Here is a 15,566-nt window from a genome sequence, read left to right as displayed (position 1 = left end):
GGCATCTCATTGCAAGGTCAGGGGTTGGCCGCCGGCGCGGCGCTCGGCCTGCCACTCGGCGAGGCTGGGCAGCGCACTGCTGGCATCGAGGCGGTCGACGATTTCGAAGTAGTCCTGCTTGAGTGGGTCCTTGAGGACCTCGTCGCGCGGCTTGACCTTCACGGCGTAGACCGTCTGCAGGTTCTGGTGGTCGAAGGCACGCCATTGCTGTTCGTCTTTGAGCAAGGTGTAGCGGTGGCCTTCCAGTGCCTTGATCAGCGTTTCGCTGTCGAGGCTCTTGGCTCGTGTGGCGGCGTCGGCCCACTGCTGGACGATGCTGTAGGCCGAGGCGGCGGAGCTGGATGGGTACATCTCGTAGCGGGTCTTGAAAGCTTCGACGAAGGCTTCACCACGCGCAGATTTTTCCAGCGCCGGTACGCGCCAGGTCCAGGGTTCGGTGCCGATCACGCCTGCCATCAGATTGGGGCCGGCCTGTTCGACCATACTCTGGGTCAGGTTGGGTGCGACGATCTGCATGCGCTCGGTCAGGCCAAGGTCCTTGGCGACGCGCATGGCACGCACCAGGTCTTCGCCGAACAGCACTAGAGCAAGGATTTCAGCGTTGCTGGCGGCGGCCTGGGTCAGCGCGTCCTGATAGTCGGCCAGGCGCGCGCCCGGGAAGGGGATGCGTACGCTGGCGTGCTGGGCGGCATTGTCGCTGGCGGTGGCCTGGCGCAGCGATGCCTCGCTGGTGTGGCCCCAGGTGTAGTCAGCGGTGACATAGAAGTAGCGCTTGTTCGGCAGGGTCTTGCTCAGGTATTGGCCGAGCACCTTGGCACTCATCCAGGCGTTGTTGCACTCGCGAAACATGTAGCGATGGCCATCCTTGCCAGTGGTGTCGTTGGAGTAGGTAAGGGTGCCGAAGTACAGCAGGCCGTGCTGCTTGGCGCGCTTGCCTGCGGCGATGGCGACCGCGCTGGAAGAGCCACCGAAGAGCATTGCTGCACCTTCGGCGGCCAGCTTGTCGACGTTCTTCTCGGCCTTGGCCGGCCGCGAGGCGGTGTCCTTGCTGGACAGGCGCAACGGTCGGCCCAGTACACCGCCTGCAGCGTTGATTTCATCGATGGCCAGCAGGGCTCCACGCATCTGCGCCAATCCCTCCTCCTTATATGGTCCGGTGCGCGGGTAATTGAGGCCGAGGGTGATCGGCTCGGCAGCCTGCGCACAGGCGGTAAGTGCGGCCCACAGGGCCAGCGTGGCGGACAGTTGGCGCATTGCAGTTCTCCTTGTTTTTGTTCTGCAGAGAACCGTTTTACGCCGCTCGTCCAGTTCGAGTGATCGTCTATTAGTCTAAGAAACGCTCACCCAGTTCTCACTTCAGTGAAATGGTCATGTTCGGGCCATCACCGAGTGGTGTGTCGTCGAACCAGCGGCTGGTCACGGTCTTGGTCTCGGTGTAGAAACGCACCGCCTGCTTGCCGTAGGCGTGCAGGTCGCCGTAGAACGAGCCCTTCCAGCCAGTGAAGGAGAAGAACGGCAGCGGTACCGGAATCGGGACGTTGATACCCACCTGGCCGACTTCAACCGCGTGCTGGAAATGCCGCGCAGCGCCGCCGGAGCGGGTGAATAGACTGGTGCCGTTGCCATAGGGGCTGGCGTTGACCAGTTCGATGGCTTCTTCCAGGGTCGCAACCTCCATGCACACCAGCACCGGGCCGAAGATTTCCTCGCGGTACAGGCCCATCTTCGTCGTCACGCCACGGAACAGCGTTGGCCCGACCCAGTTGCCGTCCGGGTAACCGTCTACCTTGCATTGCGAGCCGTCGAGCAGGCACTCGGCGCCTTCGGCCTTGCCTTGTTCGATCAGGTGCAACACGCGCTGGCGTGCCTGCGGGCTGATCAGCGGGCCGTAGGCGGCGCCGCTGTCCTGCCAATGACCAGGGCGCAGCGCGGCCATCTGTTCGGCCAGCTCTAAGATCCACTGCTTCGATTCACCGACGAACACCGCTACGCTGATAGCCATGCAGCGCTGCCCGGCGGCGCCACAACTGGCGCCGAGCAGGTTGCTGATCACTTGATCCTTGGGTGCATCCGGCATGATCACCATATGGTTCTTCGCCCCGGCGAAGGCCTGCACCCGTTTCAGGTGCTGTGTGCCGGTGCGGTAGACATGTTGGCCGACCGCGACTGAACCGACGAAGGACACCGCGCGTACCAGCGGATGCACCAGCAGCGCATCGACCTGCTCGCGGCCGCCATGCAGCACCTGCAGCACGCCGGCCGGCGCGCCGGCTTCGAGGAACAGCTCGGCGAGACGGTTGGGCGTCATCGGGTCCTGTTCCGAGGGTTTGAGAATGAAGCTATTGCCGCAGGCGATGGCCAGCGGAAACATCCACAGAGGGATCATCGCCGGGAAGTTGAACGGGGTGATGCCGACGCACACGCCCAGCGGCTGGATCCAACTGGAGGTGTCGATTTCGCGGGCAACGTTCTCCACCGTCTCGCCCATCATCAGGCTGGCGATATTGGCTGCATGTTCGGCCACTTCGATGCCGCGCCAGACGTCGCCCTTGGCGTCGGCGAAGGTCTTGCCGGTTTCCGCCGCGAGAATCTCCGCCAGCTCGTCATGGTGTTCCTTGAGCAGGTGCTGGTAGCGCAGCATCAGGCGGGCGCGCTCCGATACCGGTACCTCACGCCAGGCGAGGAAGGCTTTCTGCGCACCGGCCACCGCGGCCTCGATTTCCTCGGCGGTGGCCTTGGGGGCAAGGGCGATCACCTCCTGACTGGTCGGGTCGGTGACTTCGATCAGCTCACGAGCCTGGCTGGTTTGCCATTTGCCGTCGATCAGTTGCGGTAGCGTGCGGGGCATGGTCGCCTCCTGTTGTTCTTGTATGGGACCTTTTATAGCCATTGGATGCCCGTTTGTGGATTGACGATCTTGGGCTTGGGATGGACGATCTTGTCATTCGGTCAGGCTGGCAAGGAGTGGTGTGGTGGGAATGCGGGTGGAAACCTCCAATTGGCCGTTGCCTGTCGGTGGGCAACGCTTCATCACGCCACCGCGCCTGCGCCGCCTGCTGGCGCGCCATGCCTTGAGCGCTGGGTGCTATCCATTGGCCATAGGCTTCTACCCCGATGCAACCGGTCACCAGATGCGCCGCGCGCAACCGGATGATCATCTGCTGATCTACTGCCGCTCGGGCAAGGGGTGGTTGGAAACATCGGATGGACGATTTGAGGTCGCTGCTGGCGATTTGCTGCTGCTGCCCAAGGACGCTGCGCATGCCTATGGCGCTGACCTTCATAACCCTTGGACGATCTACTGGGTGCACTTCGACGGCAGCTTTGGCGAAGACTTCCTGCGCCTGCTGGGCACGCAAACGCTGCGGCGCATCGGCGTGCAGCCCCGGCTGATCGGCGATTTCGAGGCGTTGCTGGGCTTGCAGCGCCAGGGCCTAAACGCCTTGCCTTTCATCCACGCTGCGCACCGTTTGCAGGCGATGCTCAGCTCGCTGGCCGTGCTGCCGGCGCGGGTCAACCTCAAGTCCGGCCGCGTGCTGGATGTCGAGGCGGTGCAGGCGGTGATGCGCGAGCATCTGCATGGCAGCCTCAACCTCGATGAGCTGGCTGCACAGTTCAAGCTGTCGCGCTTTCATTTCGCCAAGACCTACCGCGCGCTGACCGGCCATGCACCGATCCAGGACTTCATCCAGTTGAAGATGGCTCTGGCCTGCCGTCTGCTCGATCGTGGCGACGCCGAAGTGCGCCAGGTCGCCGAGCAGCTTGGCTACGACGATCCCTATTACTTCTCGCGGCTGTTTCGCAAGGTGGTGGGCATGGCGCCCAGTCATTACCGAGCACTGCATCAGGGGTAACAGAGCGCCCGGCATATTTCGCTCGGGGCAGGGGGGCCATGAGTACAGCCTGGGTATTCAAGGCAACGTGATCTACCGGTTGGAGGTGCTCAGGCCAGCATGCGCAGCCACAGCTGTTGCTCGGCCAGCAGCTCTTCGCGCAGGCTGGTCAGTGGTTGTTCGAGTCCCAGTCGGCGCTGCGCGGATAGTGGCTCGGGGAGATTCGCTGGTTGTATCTGCAACGCGCTGGCCAACAGCACCAGGTCGGTCAGGTCGGCTTCGCCGTCATGATCGTGCAGCCATTTGTTACGTTGCCTGGCGCACTCGATCAGCGTGGTCGGCACCTGCCAGCGTGTCAGCACCAGTGCACCGATGTCGCCGGAGAGGTAATCGCAGAGTCCATCCAGGTGCTCGGCATCGCGCGGGAAGTCCGGCCAGTGCTCCAGCTCCGCGAGCAATGGCAGGCTACCGATATCCTGCAGCAGACCGGCGAGCATGGCCTCATCGAGTGGCTGGTTGCAGCGCTGTGCCAGAGCGGCACAGAACGCGGCGCGCTCACGGGCCTTGCGCCAGCGCTGGCGGAAGGCCTGCTGCAAGGCTTTTTCCTTGCTGGCAAAGAGATTACGCGCGGTGAACCCCAGTACCAGGGTGCCGAGTTGGCGAGTTCCGATTCGGGCGAGCAGGTCGCGCATCGACACGCAGGGCCGCGCCCCACGAATCAACGGGCTTTCGGCGAACTGCATGAGATAGGCGGCCAGCGGGGGATCACTGTTGATCACCCGCGCCAGTTGTTCCAGCGAGGTGCGTGGGTCGTCCAGCAGTTGGCGAATGCGCATGGCCGCTTCCGGCATTTGCGGCACTTTTGCCTGACCTTTGAGAAAACGGGTGAGCAGGGCGAAGCGGATGGCTTCGGGGGACAGCGACATGATGGCGGGGGCTTCCGTGGAACCGCAGCGGCGTATTGAGATGCTAGCAGAGCCTTGGCCTAAAGCCGATGCACAGCTGTTACCTTGACTTGCCCGGCCCCCTTCACTAGCGTGCCTGCACTTGTTTTGACCCTGCAGGAAAACCGCATGACCGACGATCGCATCAAGCTCGAAGCCAGCTGGAAACACGCGCTGCGTGAGGAGTTCGATAAGCCTTACATGAGCGAACTGCGTGCGTTCCTGCAGGCGGAAAAGGCGGCCGGCAAGGAAATCTATCCGCCGGGCCCACTGATCTTCAATGCGCTCAACTCCACGCCGCTGGATCAGGTCAAGGTGGTGATCATCGGCCAGGACCCGTACCACGGTCCCGGTCAGGCCCATGGCCTGTGCTTCTCCGTGCAGCCGGGCGTGCAGACGCCGCCGTCGCTGGTGAATATCTACAAGGAGCTCAAGCGCGACCTCAATATCGACATCCCGGCCCATGGGTACCTGCAGAGCTGGGCCGATCAGGGCGTGCTGCTGCTCAACACCTCGTTGACCGTCGAGCGCGCCAACGCCGGCTCGCACGCGGGCAAGGGCTGGCAGTTCTTTACCGACCGGGTGATCGAAGTGGTCAGCGAGCATCAGGACAAGCTGGTGTTCCTGCTCTGGGGCAGCCACGCCCAGGGCAAGCAGCGCCTGATCGACCCGACCAAGCACCTGGTGCTGCGCTCGCCGCACCCGTCACCGTTGTCGGCGCATCGCGGCTTCATTGGTAACGGTCACTTCAGCCGTTGCAATCAGTTCCTCAGCCAGAATGGAATGACGCCCATCGACTGGCGCTTGCCGGCGCTCTGAGCCCGCTGACGACGAGGCCTGCTTAGCGCCGCGCAACTGTCTGATCAGCCGTGCACTGCTGCGCAGCGAGATCGGCGTGAAGGCTTTTCAGGCGCTTGTCGGCTCGCGCCATCTGTTTTGAGTCAGCCTGGGCGACCAGGTCGACGATCATCTCGGCCATGGCCTGACGATTCTTATCAAAGCTGGCCTGGTAGGCGCTGGTGTAGAAGCGCTCGCGCTGTTGCAGCAGGGCGGTCATGCGCGCAGCGAAGTCGTCGCCACGGCGCACTTCCAGCGCCTCACGCAGCGCCTGTTGCCAGGCCATGCGGTTTTCCAGCCAGACCTGATTCTGTTCCCCCAGGCCCTGTGCCCAGCTCTGCACCCGCTCGCGCTGCTCGGCGTTCAAGTTGCCGAACCAGGGTTGCAGACGCTCTTCCATACGCTCGGCGCGACGGCTGATCTGTTCCTGCACGGGTGGCTCGAGAAACTCCTCACGCAGCTTGGCGTTTTGCTCGTCCATGGCCGCCAACAGCTGATCGACCTGACGCGGGCTGAGGCCGCGCAGCAGCTCGATGGTGCTGGGGGTTATCTCCACGGCGATGCGCTGCATGGCTTGTTCGAAGTCGGCCAGCTGGCTGGCCATCAGCTCGCTGTCACGGCTGCTCAGTGCCTGCTGACTGCGTTGCAGCCAGTCGAGATAGCGCGGCAGCTCGACGCTGCAGTGCCAGGTCAAATGTTCTTGCAGCTGGGGTTTGAGCCAGGCGCTCTGCTCGCTGGTCAGTGCTACATAGTCGCTGAGCTTCCACGGGATCAGCCAATCGAGGTTGCGATAGGCCAGGCCGACACGGCTGCACGCGCTCAGCAGCAGGGTGATGGCCAGTAGCAGGAGCAGAGACTTGCGCATGATCTGGGCTCGCGAGGGCAGAGTTGTTGAGACTAATACTCGGTACATTTGACGCAAGGGGGTGGAAATATTCGCTTAAGAGTTCGGTGATGTGAGGTTTGGATCGGGCTCAAAAGGAGAGGTTCTTTACATTGGTTGGGAAAGTGCGGATTGATACCGGACTGGTAATTTTGTGTTCTTTTGCGCTATTTACGTCCGGGCAACGATCATTGCCGTGTCGATCTTTCGTCTTGGTTTCGCCCCTCACGGGCGACTCACTTTCTTTGCTTGTGCAAAGAAAGTAAGCAAAGAAACACACCCCTGCATACGGCCCCGGCTGCGCCGGGGTTCCCTCGCTCCATCACCGTTACAGGGGCACGCTGCGAAGGGCCATCCCTGGCCCATCGCAGCTCTCGCGACATCCATGTCGCTCAACCCCTTCCACGGTGATTCCACTCGGCCTCCTGAAGGGGATTTGGGCGTCGTCTGTAAGATCGCGGTGAAAGAGCAAAAGCCAGACGCTACCGACTTTGATCTGCTGAAGATTTCGCAAGCTCGCGACTAGGTCCCCTTCAGGAGGCCGAGCAAAGGTGTTGCGTAGGGGAGTGAGCCGCATGGATGCGGCGAAAGGCTTAAAGGGCCAGGGATGGCCCTTGTAAGCCGGCCCCCGGAGCAGCACCGGAGCGAGGGAAGTTTCGCGTAGCGAAACCCGAATGTCGGGGTGCCCTTCTTTGGCACACCTTTCTTGGGCAAGCAAGAAAGGTGTGGCGCCCGTAAGGGGCGCAACCCAAACGTTCGGCGCACGCACAAATGGATAGTGCTAAGTCCCCTGAGCAATACGCACACAAACTTACTAGTCCAGTGTCAAACGCATCCAAATAGGAATAACCAATAAAAAACCGCCCCGAAGGGCGGTTCCGATGTCGCAGGGAGCGCTTAGCCGCCGAGGTAGGCGTCGCGTACCTTGGGGTCGTTGAGCAGTTCTTCACCGCTGCCGCGCATGACGATATGGCCGTTCTCCAGCACGTAGCCGCGATCTGCCAGTTTTAGCGCCTGGTTGGCGTTCTGCTCGACCAGGAACACGGTCACGCCGTCTTTGCGCAGTTGCTCGATGATGTCGAAGATCTGCTGGATGATGATCGGCGCAAGACCCAGCGAGGGCTCGTCGAGCAGCAGCAGGTTGGGCTTGCTCATCAGCGCACGACCGATGGCGAGCATTTGCTGCTCGCCACCACTCATGGTGCCGGCGCGCTGGGCGAAGCGTTCCTTCAGGCGCGGGAACAGGTGCAGGACCTTGTCCAGTTGCTCCTGATTGTCCGCCTTGTCACCGAAGAAACCGCCCATGGCCAGGTTTTCCTCGACGGTCAGGCGGGCGAATACGCGACGGCCTTCCGGCACGATGGCGATGCTCTTGCGCATGATCTCCGGGGTATCCATACCCACCAGCTCTTCACCCAGGTAACGGATGCTGCCACTGGTGGCGCGCGGGTTGCCGCACAGGGTCATCAGCAGGGTCGACTTGCCGGCGCCGTTGGCGCCGATCAAGGTGACGATCTCGCCTTTCTGCACTTCGATGCTGACGTCGTGCAGGGCCTGGATCTTGCCGTAGAAGGTTGAGACGTTGTTGAAACTCAGCATGGATTACGCCTCCCCCAGATAGGCTTTGATCACGTCCGGGTTGTTGCGGATGTCGTCCGGCGTGCCGTCGGCCAGGGGAGTGCCCTGGTTGATCACGTAGATGTGGTCGGAAATGCTCATCACCAGCTTCATGTCGTGCTCGATCAGCAGTACGGTGACGTTGTGTTCGTCGCGCAGCACGCCGATCAACTCTTTCAGGTCTTCCGTTTCGCGCGGGTTCAGACCTGCGGCTGGCTCGTCGAGCATGAGGATGCTCGGACGGGTCATCATGCAGCGGGCGATTTCCAGGCGACGTTGTTGACCGTAGGCGAGTGTGCCGGCTTCGCGATTGGCAAAGTCCACCAGGTTGACCTTCTCCAGCCAGTAGCCGGCAAAGTCCATGGCTTCACGTTCGCTGCGGCGGAAGCTTGGCGTCTTGAACAGGCCCGCCAGGTAGCTGGTGTTGAGGTGGCGGTGCTGGGCGATCAGCAGGTTTTCCACCGCGGTCATGTCCTTGAACAGACGCACGTTCTGGAAGGTCCGCACCACGCCCTTGCGCGCGATCTTGTGCCCCGGCAGGCCTTCGATTGCTTCGCCGTTGAGACGGATGCTGCCCGAGCTCGGCTGGTAGAAACCGGTCAGGCAGTTGAATACGGTGGTCTTGCCGGCGCCGTTCGGGCCGATCATCGAGACCACCTGCTTTTCCTTGACGTTCAGGCCCACCCCGTTGACGGCCAGCAGGCCGCCGAAACGCATGGACAGGCCGCTTACTTCGAGAATCGTGCGGCTCATCGCTTCAGCTCCAGGTGGGGACGTTGCATCGGCAGCAACCCTTGCGGGCGCCAGATCATCATGAAGATCATGACCAGGCCGAAGATCAGCATGCGGTACTCGCTCAGCTCACGCATCTCTTGCAGCATCACCATGACGATGGCAGCGAGGATCACGCCCAGCTGCGAGCCCATGCCGCCGAGCACGACGATGGCGAGGATCATCGCTGACTCGATGAAGGTGAACGACTCCGGCGTCACCAGACCCTGGCGCGCAGCGAAGAAGCTGCCGGCGAAACCGGCCAGGCTGGCGCCGATGGTAAAGGCCGAGAGCTTGATCACGGTGGGGTTCAGGCCCAGCGCGCGGCAGGCGATCTCGTCTTCTCGCAGTGCTTCCCAGGCGCGGCCGATCGGCATGCGCAGCAGGCGGTTGACCAAAAACAGGGTCAGCAACACCAGCAGCAGGGCGATCAGGTAGAGGAAGATCACCTTGTACTGCGAGTTGTAGGCGATTTCGAAGTAGCCGTGGAAAGTCGGCATGTCGGCGGGTACACGGCGCTCGAAGGACAGACCGAACAGCGTCGGCTTGTTCTCGTTGGCGATGCTCAGGCCATTGGGGCCACCGGTCAATTCGGTGAGGTTACGCAGCAGAATGCGGATGATCTCGCCGAAGCCCAGGGTCACGATAGCCAGGTAGTCGCCGCGCAGGCGCAGCACCGGGAAGCCCAGGAGGAAGCCGAACAGCGCAGCCATCATGCCGGCCAGCGGCAGACAGAGCCAGAAGCCCAGACCGAAGTAGTGAGCCAGAATCGCGTAGCTGTAGGCGCCGACGGCGTAGAAGCCGACGTAGCCAAGATCGAGCAGGCCTGCGAGGCCGACCACGATGTTCAGGCCTAGGCCGAGCATCACGTAGATCAGGATCAGCGTGGCGATATCCACCGAACCCCGGCTGGCGAAGAACGGCCAAACCAGTGCCACCATGACCATCGCCAGAATGATCCAGCGCTGGGTGGAAGGCAGGGTGAGGAAGTTACCGATCTCACCGGAACCGCTGGGCAGTTTGGGCAGCTTGGCCCAGGCCGGGGTCAGCCGGTCGCGCAGCAATTGCCAGAGGAAAATCAGCGTAGCAGCGCCGCCGATACACCAGAGTTCGAAGGCGGTGGCGCCTTCCACGCGCAGGCTGATGCCGACAGTGGAGAGTTTCAGGCCCAGTACCGGGTAGGAGATGATCAGCACCAGCAGGGCGCTGAAAACCGCGGATTTGAGATTCTTGGTAATGGCGGTGCTCATACTTTTTCCACCTCAGGACGGCCGAGGATGCCGGTCGGGCGGAACAGCAGCACCAGCACCAGCAGGCTGAATGCCACGACGTCCTTGTATTGATCACCGAAGATATCGGCGCCGAAGGCTTCGGCCACGCCCAGCAGCAGGCCGCCGAGCACCGCGCCAGGAATGCTGCCGATACCACCGAGTACCGCAGCGGTGAAGGCCTTGATACCGGCGAGGAAGCCCAGGTGCGGGTTGATCACGCCGTAGTTCATGCCCAGCAGTACCGAGGCGATGGCAGCCAGTGCCGCACCGATGACGAAGGTCAGGGCAATGATGTTGTTGGTATTGATACCGAGCAGGTTGGCCATCTTCAGGTCTTCGGCGCAGGCGCGGCAGGCTCGGCCCAGGCGAGAACGGGAGATGAACAGGGTCAGACCGATCATGGTGACGAAGGTGACGATGAAGATCAGCACCTGCATGTAGGACACCACCACGCCGTTGGCCGCGCTTTCACCGAGGATGAAATTGCCGGGCAGCAGGTTGGGAATGGCTTTGTCCTTGGAGTCTTGCGAAAGCAATATCGCGTTCTGCAAGAAGATCGACATACCGATCGCGGAGATCAGCGGGATCAGACGGTTGCCGCCGCGCAGGGGGCGATAGGCCACCCGTTCGATGCTGTAGCCGTAGGCGCTGGTGACGATCATGGTGGCGGCGAAGGCCGCGATCATCACGAAGGGCACTGCTTCCAGGCCGAACATGGCGAGGCCGGCGATAACGGTGAAGGCTACGTACGAGCCAATCATGTAAACCTCGCCGTGGGCGAAGTTGATCATGCCGATGATGCCGTAGACCATGGTGTAGCCGATGGCGATCAGGGCATAGGTACTGCCAATGGTCAGGCCATTGATCAGCTGTTGTAGGTAGTGATAAAGATCAGGCATTGCCTAACTCCTGGGCAGCGCGTAAAGCGGCGCTTGTGGCGCAGCGCGAGGCCGGAATTCTTCTAATAAACAAAGCCCACTGCTCGCGCAGTGGGCTTTGGCTCAGACAGGAAGCTTACTTGGCTTCGGACTTGGTGCCGTCCTGGTGCCACTCGTACACCACGAAGCTGAAGTCCTTCAGGTCGCCCTTCTCGTCGAAGCCCAGGGAACCGGTGGGGGTGTCGAAGCTGTTGGCGCGCAGGGCAGCCGCTACCTTGGCGGTATCGGTGTCGCCTGCCTTCTCGATGCCTTCGGCGATGACTTGAACGGCAGCGTAGGCCGGGAACACGAACGGACCGCTCGGGTCTTCGTTCTTGGCCTTGAAGGCCTCGACCAGCGCCTGGTTCTTCGGATCCTGGTCGAAGGACTTCGGCAGGGTGACCAGCAGGCCTTCGGAAGCCGGGCCAGCGATGGCCGAGATTTCCTTGTTACCCACGCCTTCCGGACCCATGAACTTGACGTTCAGGCCACGCTCTTTGGTCTGGCGCAGCAGCAGGCCCAGCTCTGGGTGGTAGCCGCCGTAGTAGACGAAGTCGACGCCAGCCTGGTTGAGCTTGGCGATCAGCGCGGAGAAGTCCTTGTCGCCGGCGTTGATGCCTTCGAACAGGGAAACCTTCACGCCTTTGCTTTCCAGGGTCTGCTTGACCGCGGTGGCGATACCTTCGCCGTACTGCTGCTTGTCGTGGATGACAGCAACGTTCTTCGGCTTGATGTGGTCGGCGATGAAGTTACCGGCGGTCGGGCCTTGCAGGCTGTCCAGACCGATGGTGCGGAAGACCAGCTCGTAGCCACGAGCGGTGATGTCCGGGCTGGTGGAAGCCGCGGTGATCATCAGGATGCCTTCATCTTCGTAGATGTCCGAAGCCGGCTGAGTGGAGCTGGAGCACAGGTGGCCAACCACGAACTTGACGCCGTCGTTGACGATTTTGTTGGCAACGGCAACGGCCTGCTTCGGATCGCAAGCGTCGTCGTAGACCACGCCTTCGAGCTGGGCACCGTTCACGCCGCCGGCCTTGTTGATCTGCTCGATGGCCATCTTGGCGCCGATGAATTGCATCTCACCGTATTGAGCAACAGCACCGGTCACTGGACCGGCCAGGCCGATCTTGATGTTGTCGGCCGCCATCGAATAGCTGGCCGCCCCCGCCAGTGCCATTGCAGCGAACAGCTTGGAAATCTGCTTAGTAGCCTTGTTCATGAGTGCTCCACTCTTGTGTTTTTCGTTGTTGTAGTTCTTGCGGCCGAAGCTGCAGAACCGGGTCAGTGACCCCGGTAATGCCTCCGGCAACTGTACCGGAACAGTGTAGAGCGCGGATTTGCGCCTTGAAAAGCCGGCAGCTGGAGGCGAAACGTGGGGTTGTCGCTAAATTGCAAGGAATGTATAGAAAAACGGCGTGGCCTGGGTCGGCTGGCGAGCGTCGCGCGTTTGCCAGGGCAATTGCCGACGCTATCATTGCGCGCCTGCATTCAAAGCCATCGACACGGGACACACCATGACGGATCAATCTAGCACCCTCTATGCCAAGCTGCTCGGTGAGACAGCGCCGATTCGTTGGCAGGAACTGCAGCCGTTCTTCGCTCGCGGTGCGCTACTCTGGGTCGAGGGTGGCGAGGATCTGGTGGCGGTCGCGCAGGCCGTGGCCGAGAACGATCAGGCTCGCGTTGCGCAATGGATGAACCAAGGCCTGTTGTGCAAGCTCGAAGACTCACGCGCCGAAGATCTGCTTTCGCGTGACCCGCAGTTGTGGGCAGTCGTGGTCGCCCCCTGGGTGTTGGTACAGGAACGAGCAGGGGATTCGACCCTGCACTGAAATAGCGCGCTGCTGGGCTGTGAGCAGCGAGCTAGACTCTTCGCATGCTCCCGGGAGGGAGCCCCTTGTAGCGCTATGGCAAAGGAGTGAGCCCCATGTTCGAACCTGGTCATCTGCATCGCAGCAATCCGATTGGTCTGGGCGGGCAACCCGGTTACAGCATCGATTTCTACTATGAGGTGCGCAAGGACTCGCAAGAAGGGCCCATGCTGCATGGGCGCCTGGTTGGCGAGATAGAGGGCAAGGCTTTCGAAGAGGTCTTCGAGATGCATCGCGATACCGCATTCAACTTCGCCAGCGTGATCTCCCGCCTGGTGGCCAAGCATGGCCTGCCGCCCAATCACAGCCCGATCATGCGTGCCCATGCCGAATACGATGCGATCTTCGAGGACATTCGCGCCAAGCTGCACGCCAAGCCGGGCGAGGCGGTAGACCTCGATCATCTGGAACGTGATGGTCTGACGTGACCCTGGCTGTTCGAGGACGAAAAAAAACCGGATGCTGAGATCCGGTTTTTTCATTTTCGGGGGCGTGTTTCAGGCTGCGACGAAACCTGCAGGGTAGGCCAGCGAGGCTTGGCTACTTTGCACTTCGGCGATGGTTTCGCGCACGACCTGCTTGGCCAGGCAAGCGCACTTGCCACACTGGCTGGCGATGCCGAGTGTGCCGCGTACTTCACGATAGCTGCAGCAGCCCTCGTAGACCGCATCGCGGATTTGAGTATCGGTGACACCTTCACAGAGGCAGACGTACATAAGCAAGGCTCGTCTTGGTGGTTCTGTTCGATGGGTCGGATACTAATGTTAATGAGAATGCTTGTCAAAGATCTATTGCGAATGCTCGCAGTGTCTGACGAACGGTTTTCGGCCGTTGGCCAGACATAAAAAAACCGGCCTGGGCCGGTTTTTTTATGTACGCGAGAGATTGCGTGTTACTGATCGAACTCGTCCCAGCCGCCCATTTCCTTCCAGCGGTTGACGATGCCGCAGAACAGCTCAGCGGTCTTCTCGGTGTCGTAGCGCGCCGAGTGTGCTTCCTTGCCATCGAACTCGATACCGGCGGTCTGGCAGGCTTTGGCCAGCACGGTCTGGCCATAAGCGAGACCGGCGAGGGTAGCGGTGTCGAAGCTGGAGAAGGGGTGGAAGGGATTGCGCTTGATGCCACAGCGCGCCACCGCGGCATTGAGGAAACCCAGGTCGAAGCTGCTGTTATGGCCGACCAGGATCGCGCGCTTGCAGCCAGCCGATTTGATCGACTTGCGCAGGCCCTTGAAGATTTCCCCCAGCGCGTGCTCCTCGCTGACGGCCATGCGCAGCGGATGGTCGAGCTTGATGCCGGTGAATTCCAGCGCGGCTTGTTCGATATTGGCGCCTTCGAAGGGTTCGATGCGGAAGAAGTGGGTGTGATCCGGATACAGAAAGCCGCTCTCGTCCATGGCGATGGTGGTCGCGGCGATTTCCAGCAGGGCATCGGTGGCGCAGTTGAAACCGCCGGTCTCCACATCCACCACAACCGGCAGATAACCGCGAAAGCGCGCCGCCATGGGCGTGCGCGGGCCTGACGGCAGGCTAGGCTCGAGTTCGTCGTCGTAGTTGTCTTCGCTCACGCCTGAGCCTCCAGCAATTTCCAGTGCAGGGTTTCACCAGCGCGCAGCGGCACCACGCTGTTGTCGCCCAGCGGCAGGGTGGCCGGTACGGTCCACTCTTCGCGCACCAGGGTGATGCTGTCGCTGTTGCGCGGCATGCCGTAGAAGTCCGGGCCGTGGAAGCTGGCGAAGGCTTCCAGCTTGTCCAGCGCGTTGCGCTGTTCGAAGGCTTCGGCATACAGCTCGATGGCCGCATAGGCGGTGTAGCAGCCGGCGCAGCCGCAGGCGGCTTCCTTGGCATGCTTGACGTGCGGTGCCGAGTCGGTGCCGAGGAAGAATTTGACGTTGCCGCTGGTGGCGGCGTCGAGCAGGGCTTCCTGGTGCACGTTGCGCTTGAGGATTGGCAGGCAATAGAAGTGCGGACGAATGCCGCCGACCAGCATGTGGTTGCGGTTGTACAGCAGGTGATGCGCGGTGATGGTGGCGCCGACGTTGGCCGAGGTGGCCTCGACGAATTGCACCGCGTCACGGGTGGTGATGTGCTCGAACACCACTTTCAGTGTGGGGAAGCGCTCGACCACGCGGGTCAGGTGCTCGTCGATGAAGGCTTTCTCGCGGTCGAACACGTCGATCTCGGCGCGGGTCACTTCGCCATGCACCAGCAGCAGCATGCCGACTTCGGCCATGGCTTCCAGTGCCGGGAAAATCTTGTCGATGCTGGTCACGCCCGAGTCGGAGTTGGTGGTAGCGCCGGCCGGGTAGAGCTTGGCGGCATGCACGAAACCGCTGGCCTTGGCTGCACGCACGTCCTCGGGGCTGGTGTTGTCGGTGAGGTAGAGCACCATCAGCGGCTCGAAGCGGCTGCCGGCCGGACGCGCAGCGAGAATGCGCTGGCGATAGGCATCGGCCTCGGCGGCGTTGCGTACCGGCGGAACCAGATTGGGCATGATGATGGCGCGGCCGAAAGTGCGCGCAGCATCGCCGACGGTGTGTGGCAGCACCGCGCCATCGCGCAGGTGAATGTGCCAGTCATCGGGACGCAGGAGAGTCAGGCGGTCGGACATGGAGGCTTCCAG

Annotated in this window: 16 protein-coding genes; 4 read left to right on the top strand and 12 right to left on the bottom strand. The window is 61.8% G+C overall.

All coding sequences use genetic code 11. The features are described from left to right. Positions 1-6: 6 nt before the first annotated feature. Both RTH74_RS01800 and RTH74_RS01795 read right to left on the bottom strand, forming a co-directional pair. Complete coding sequence (locus RTH74_RS01800) at positions 7-1,254, bottom strand: ABC transporter substrate-binding protein (RefSeq protein ID WP_099522117.1); 1,248 nt, start codon at positions 1,252-1,254, stop codon at positions 7-9. A 97-nt stretch (positions 1,255-1,351) separates the two neighbouring features. Continuing rightward, positions 1,352-2,848 carry a CoA-acylating methylmalonate-semialdehyde dehydrogenase gene (locus tag RTH74_RS01795; RefSeq protein WP_316913561.1) on the bottom strand — a complete coding sequence of 499 codons (1,497 nt, stop codon included), beginning with the start codon at positions 2,846-2,848 and terminating at the stop codon, positions 1,352-1,354. Positions 2,849-2,978: 130 nt separating this feature from the next. Here RTH74_RS01795 and RTH74_RS01790 point away from each other — a divergent pair, with 130 nt between their 5' ends. After that, on the top strand, positions 2,979-3,854 hold the full coding sequence (locus tag RTH74_RS01790) for an AraC family transcriptional regulator (protein ID WP_420713106.1): 876 nt from the start codon (positions 2,979-2,981) through the stop codon (positions 3,852-3,854). Between the two features lie 89 nt (positions 3,855-3,943). On the opposite strand, the gene RTH74_RS01785 is transcribed toward RTH74_RS01790, so the two are convergent. Further along, complete coding sequence (locus RTH74_RS01785; protein WP_316913559.1) at positions 3,944-4,759, bottom strand: HDOD domain-containing protein; 816 nt, start codon at positions 4,757-4,759, stop codon at positions 3,944-3,946. Between the two features lie 147 nt (positions 4,760-4,906). On the opposite strand from RTH74_RS01785, the gene ung reads away from it, so the two are divergent. Next, positions 4,907-5,596 (top strand): uracil-DNA glycosylase, encoded by a 690-nt coding sequence (gene ung, locus RTH74_RS01780; RefSeq protein WP_099522114.1) that lies wholly within the window; start codon positions 4,907-4,909, stop codon positions 5,594-5,596. 22 nt (positions 5,597-5,618) lie between these two features. Here ung and RTH74_RS01775 read toward each other — a convergent pair whose 3' ends face one another. From RTH74_RS01775 to RTH74_RS01750, 6 genes are all read right to left on the bottom strand, one after another. Continuing rightward, positions 5,619-6,479 (bottom strand): DUF6279 family lipoprotein, encoded by an 861-nt coding sequence (locus tag RTH74_RS01775; RefSeq protein WP_316913558.1) that lies wholly within the window; start codon positions 6,477-6,479, stop codon positions 5,619-5,621. A 915-nt stretch (positions 6,480-7,394) separates the two neighbouring features. After that, on the bottom strand, positions 7,395-8,096 hold the full coding sequence (locus RTH74_RS01770) for an ABC transporter ATP-binding protein (RefSeq protein ID WP_072422687.1): 702 nt from the start codon (positions 8,094-8,096) through the stop codon (positions 7,395-7,397). A gap of 3 nt (positions 8,097-8,099) precedes the next feature. Then, positions 8,100-8,867 carry a high-affinity branched-chain amino acid ABC transporter ATP-binding protein LivG gene (gene livG / locus RTH74_RS01765; protein ID WP_099522112.1) on the bottom strand — a complete coding sequence of 256 codons (768 nt, stop codon included), beginning with the start codon at positions 8,865-8,867 and terminating at the stop codon, positions 8,100-8,102. Further along, on the bottom strand, positions 8,864-10,135 hold the full coding sequence (locus RTH74_RS01760) for a high-affinity branched-chain amino acid ABC transporter permease LivM (RefSeq protein WP_371916935.1): 1,272 nt from the start codon (positions 10,133-10,135) through the stop codon (positions 8,864-8,866). The genes livG and RTH74_RS01760 overlap by 4 nt, the downstream gene beginning before the upstream one ends. After that, positions 10,132-11,055 (bottom strand): high-affinity branched-chain amino acid ABC transporter permease LivH, encoded by a 924-nt coding sequence (gene livH / locus RTH74_RS01755; RefSeq protein WP_099522111.1) that lies wholly within the window; start codon positions 11,053-11,055, stop codon positions 10,132-10,134. Before livH ends, RTH74_RS01760 begins: the two co-directional genes overlap by 4 nt. 115 nt (positions 11,056-11,170) lie before the next feature. Continuing rightward, positions 11,171-12,292 carry a branched-chain amino acid ABC transporter substrate-binding protein gene (locus RTH74_RS01750; protein ID WP_064494292.1) on the bottom strand — a complete coding sequence of 374 codons (1,122 nt, stop codon included), beginning with the start codon at positions 12,290-12,292 and terminating at the stop codon, positions 11,171-11,173. 295 nt (positions 12,293-12,587) lie between these two features. Here RTH74_RS01750 and RTH74_RS01745 point away from each other — a divergent pair, with 295 nt between their 5' ends. Then, on the top strand, positions 12,588-12,905 hold the full coding sequence (locus RTH74_RS01745; RefSeq protein WP_316913557.1) for a DUF2288 domain-containing protein: 318 nt from the start codon (positions 12,588-12,590) through the stop codon (positions 12,903-12,905). Positions 12,906-13,000: 95 nt separating this feature from the next. Next, positions 13,001-13,372: a DUF5064 family protein gene (locus RTH74_RS01740; RefSeq protein ID WP_316913556.1), complete on the top strand. Its 372-nt coding sequence runs from the start codon at positions 13,001-13,003 to the stop codon at positions 13,370-13,372. A gap of 69 nt (positions 13,373-13,441) precedes the next feature. Here the strand turns inward: RTH74_RS01740 and RTH74_RS01735 are convergent, their stop codons facing one another. The 3 genes from RTH74_RS01735 to pyrC all read right to left on the bottom strand — a co-directional run bounded on the left by RTH74_RS01735 (position 13,442) and on the right by pyrC (position 15,554). Further along, the gene (locus tag RTH74_RS01735; RefSeq protein WP_004423711.1) at positions 13,442-13,660 is read right to left on the bottom strand and encodes a bacterioferritin-associated ferredoxin; all 219 of its coding nucleotides are present in this window, start codon (positions 13,658-13,660) and stop codon (positions 13,442-13,444) included. 176 nt (positions 13,661-13,836) lie between these two features. Then, a complete protein-coding gene (gene rnt / locus RTH74_RS01730; protein WP_099522109.1) occupies positions 13,837-14,511 on the bottom strand; it encodes a ribonuclease T in 675 nt (224 codons plus the stop codon). Continuing rightward, entirely contained in the window at positions 14,508-15,554 is a 1,047-nt protein-coding gene (gene pyrC / locus RTH74_RS01725; RefSeq protein ID WP_316913555.1) for a dihydroorotase, read from the bottom strand. Before pyrC ends, rnt begins: the two co-directional genes overlap by 4 nt. Positions 15,555-15,566: the final 12 nt, after the last annotated feature.

The sequence above is a fragment of the Pseudomonas sp. zfem001 genome, assembly GCF_032621725.1.
Taxonomy (GTDB): Bacteria; Pseudomonadota; Gammaproteobacteria; order Pseudomonadales; family Pseudomonadaceae; genus Aquipseudomonas; species Aquipseudomonas sediminis.
The sequence above is the reverse complement of the archived record's forward strand: the minus strand, read 5'-3'. Positions and strand labels throughout refer to the sequence as shown.

What these genes read in the sequence shown, in the direction of transcription:
- livH (WP_099522111.1), bottom strand. Translation starts at nt 11,055, where the DNA reads ATGCCTGATCTTTATCACTACCTACAACAGCTGATCAATGGCCTGACC.
- RTH74_RS01740 (WP_316913556.1), top strand. Translation starts at nt 13,001, where the DNA reads ATGTTCGAACCTGGTCATCTGCATCGCAGCAATCCGATTGGTCTGGGC.
- RTH74_RS01790 (WP_420713106.1), top strand. Translation starts at nt 2,979, where the DNA reads ATGCGGGTGGAAACCTCCAATTGGCCGTTGCCTGTCGGTGGGCAACGC.
- RTH74_RS01750 (WP_064494292.1), bottom strand. Translation starts at nt 12,292, where the DNA reads ATGAACAAGGCTACTAAGCAGATTTCCAAGCTGTTCGCTGCAATGGCA.
- RTH74_RS01800 (WP_099522117.1), bottom strand. Translation starts at nt 1,254, where the DNA reads ATGCGCCAACTGTCCGCCACGCTGGCCCTGTGGGCCGCACTTACCGCC.
- RTH74_RS01795 (WP_316913561.1), bottom strand. Translation starts at nt 2,848, where the DNA reads ATGCCCCGCACGCTACCGCAACTGATCGACGGCAAATGGCAAACCAGC.
- RTH74_RS01775 (WP_316913558.1), bottom strand. Translation starts at nt 6,479, where the DNA reads ATGCGCAAGTCTCTGCTCCTGCTACTGGCCATCACCCTGCTGCTGAGC.
- RTH74_RS01745 (WP_316913557.1), top strand. Translation starts at nt 12,588, where the DNA reads ATGACGGATCAATCTAGCACCCTCTATGCCAAGCTGCTCGGTGAGACA.
- RTH74_RS01785 (WP_316913559.1), bottom strand. Translation starts at nt 4,759, where the DNA reads ATGTCGCTGTCCCCCGAAGCCATCCGCTTCGCCCTGCTCACCCGTTTT.
- pyrC (WP_316913555.1), bottom strand. Translation starts at nt 15,554, where the DNA reads ATGTCCGACCGCCTGACTCTCCTGCGTCCCGATGACTGGCACATTCAC.
- RTH74_RS01760 (WP_371916935.1), bottom strand. Translation starts at nt 10,135, where the DNA reads ATGAGCACCGCCATTACCAAGAATCTCAAATCCGCGGTTTTCAGCGCC.
- RTH74_RS01770 (WP_072422687.1), bottom strand. Translation starts at nt 8,096, where the DNA reads ATGCTGAGTTTCAACAACGTCTCAACCTTCTACGGCAAGATCCAGGCC.
- livG (WP_099522112.1), bottom strand. Translation starts at nt 8,867, where the DNA reads ATGAGCCGCACGATTCTCGAAGTAAGCGGCCTGTCCATGCGTTTCGGC.
- RTH74_RS01735 (WP_004423711.1), bottom strand. Translation starts at nt 13,660, where the DNA reads ATGTACGTCTGCCTCTGTGAAGGTGTCACCGATACTCAAATCCGCGAT.
- ung (WP_099522114.1), top strand. Translation starts at nt 4,907, where the DNA reads ATGACCGACGATCGCATCAAGCTCGAAGCCAGCTGGAAACACGCGCTG.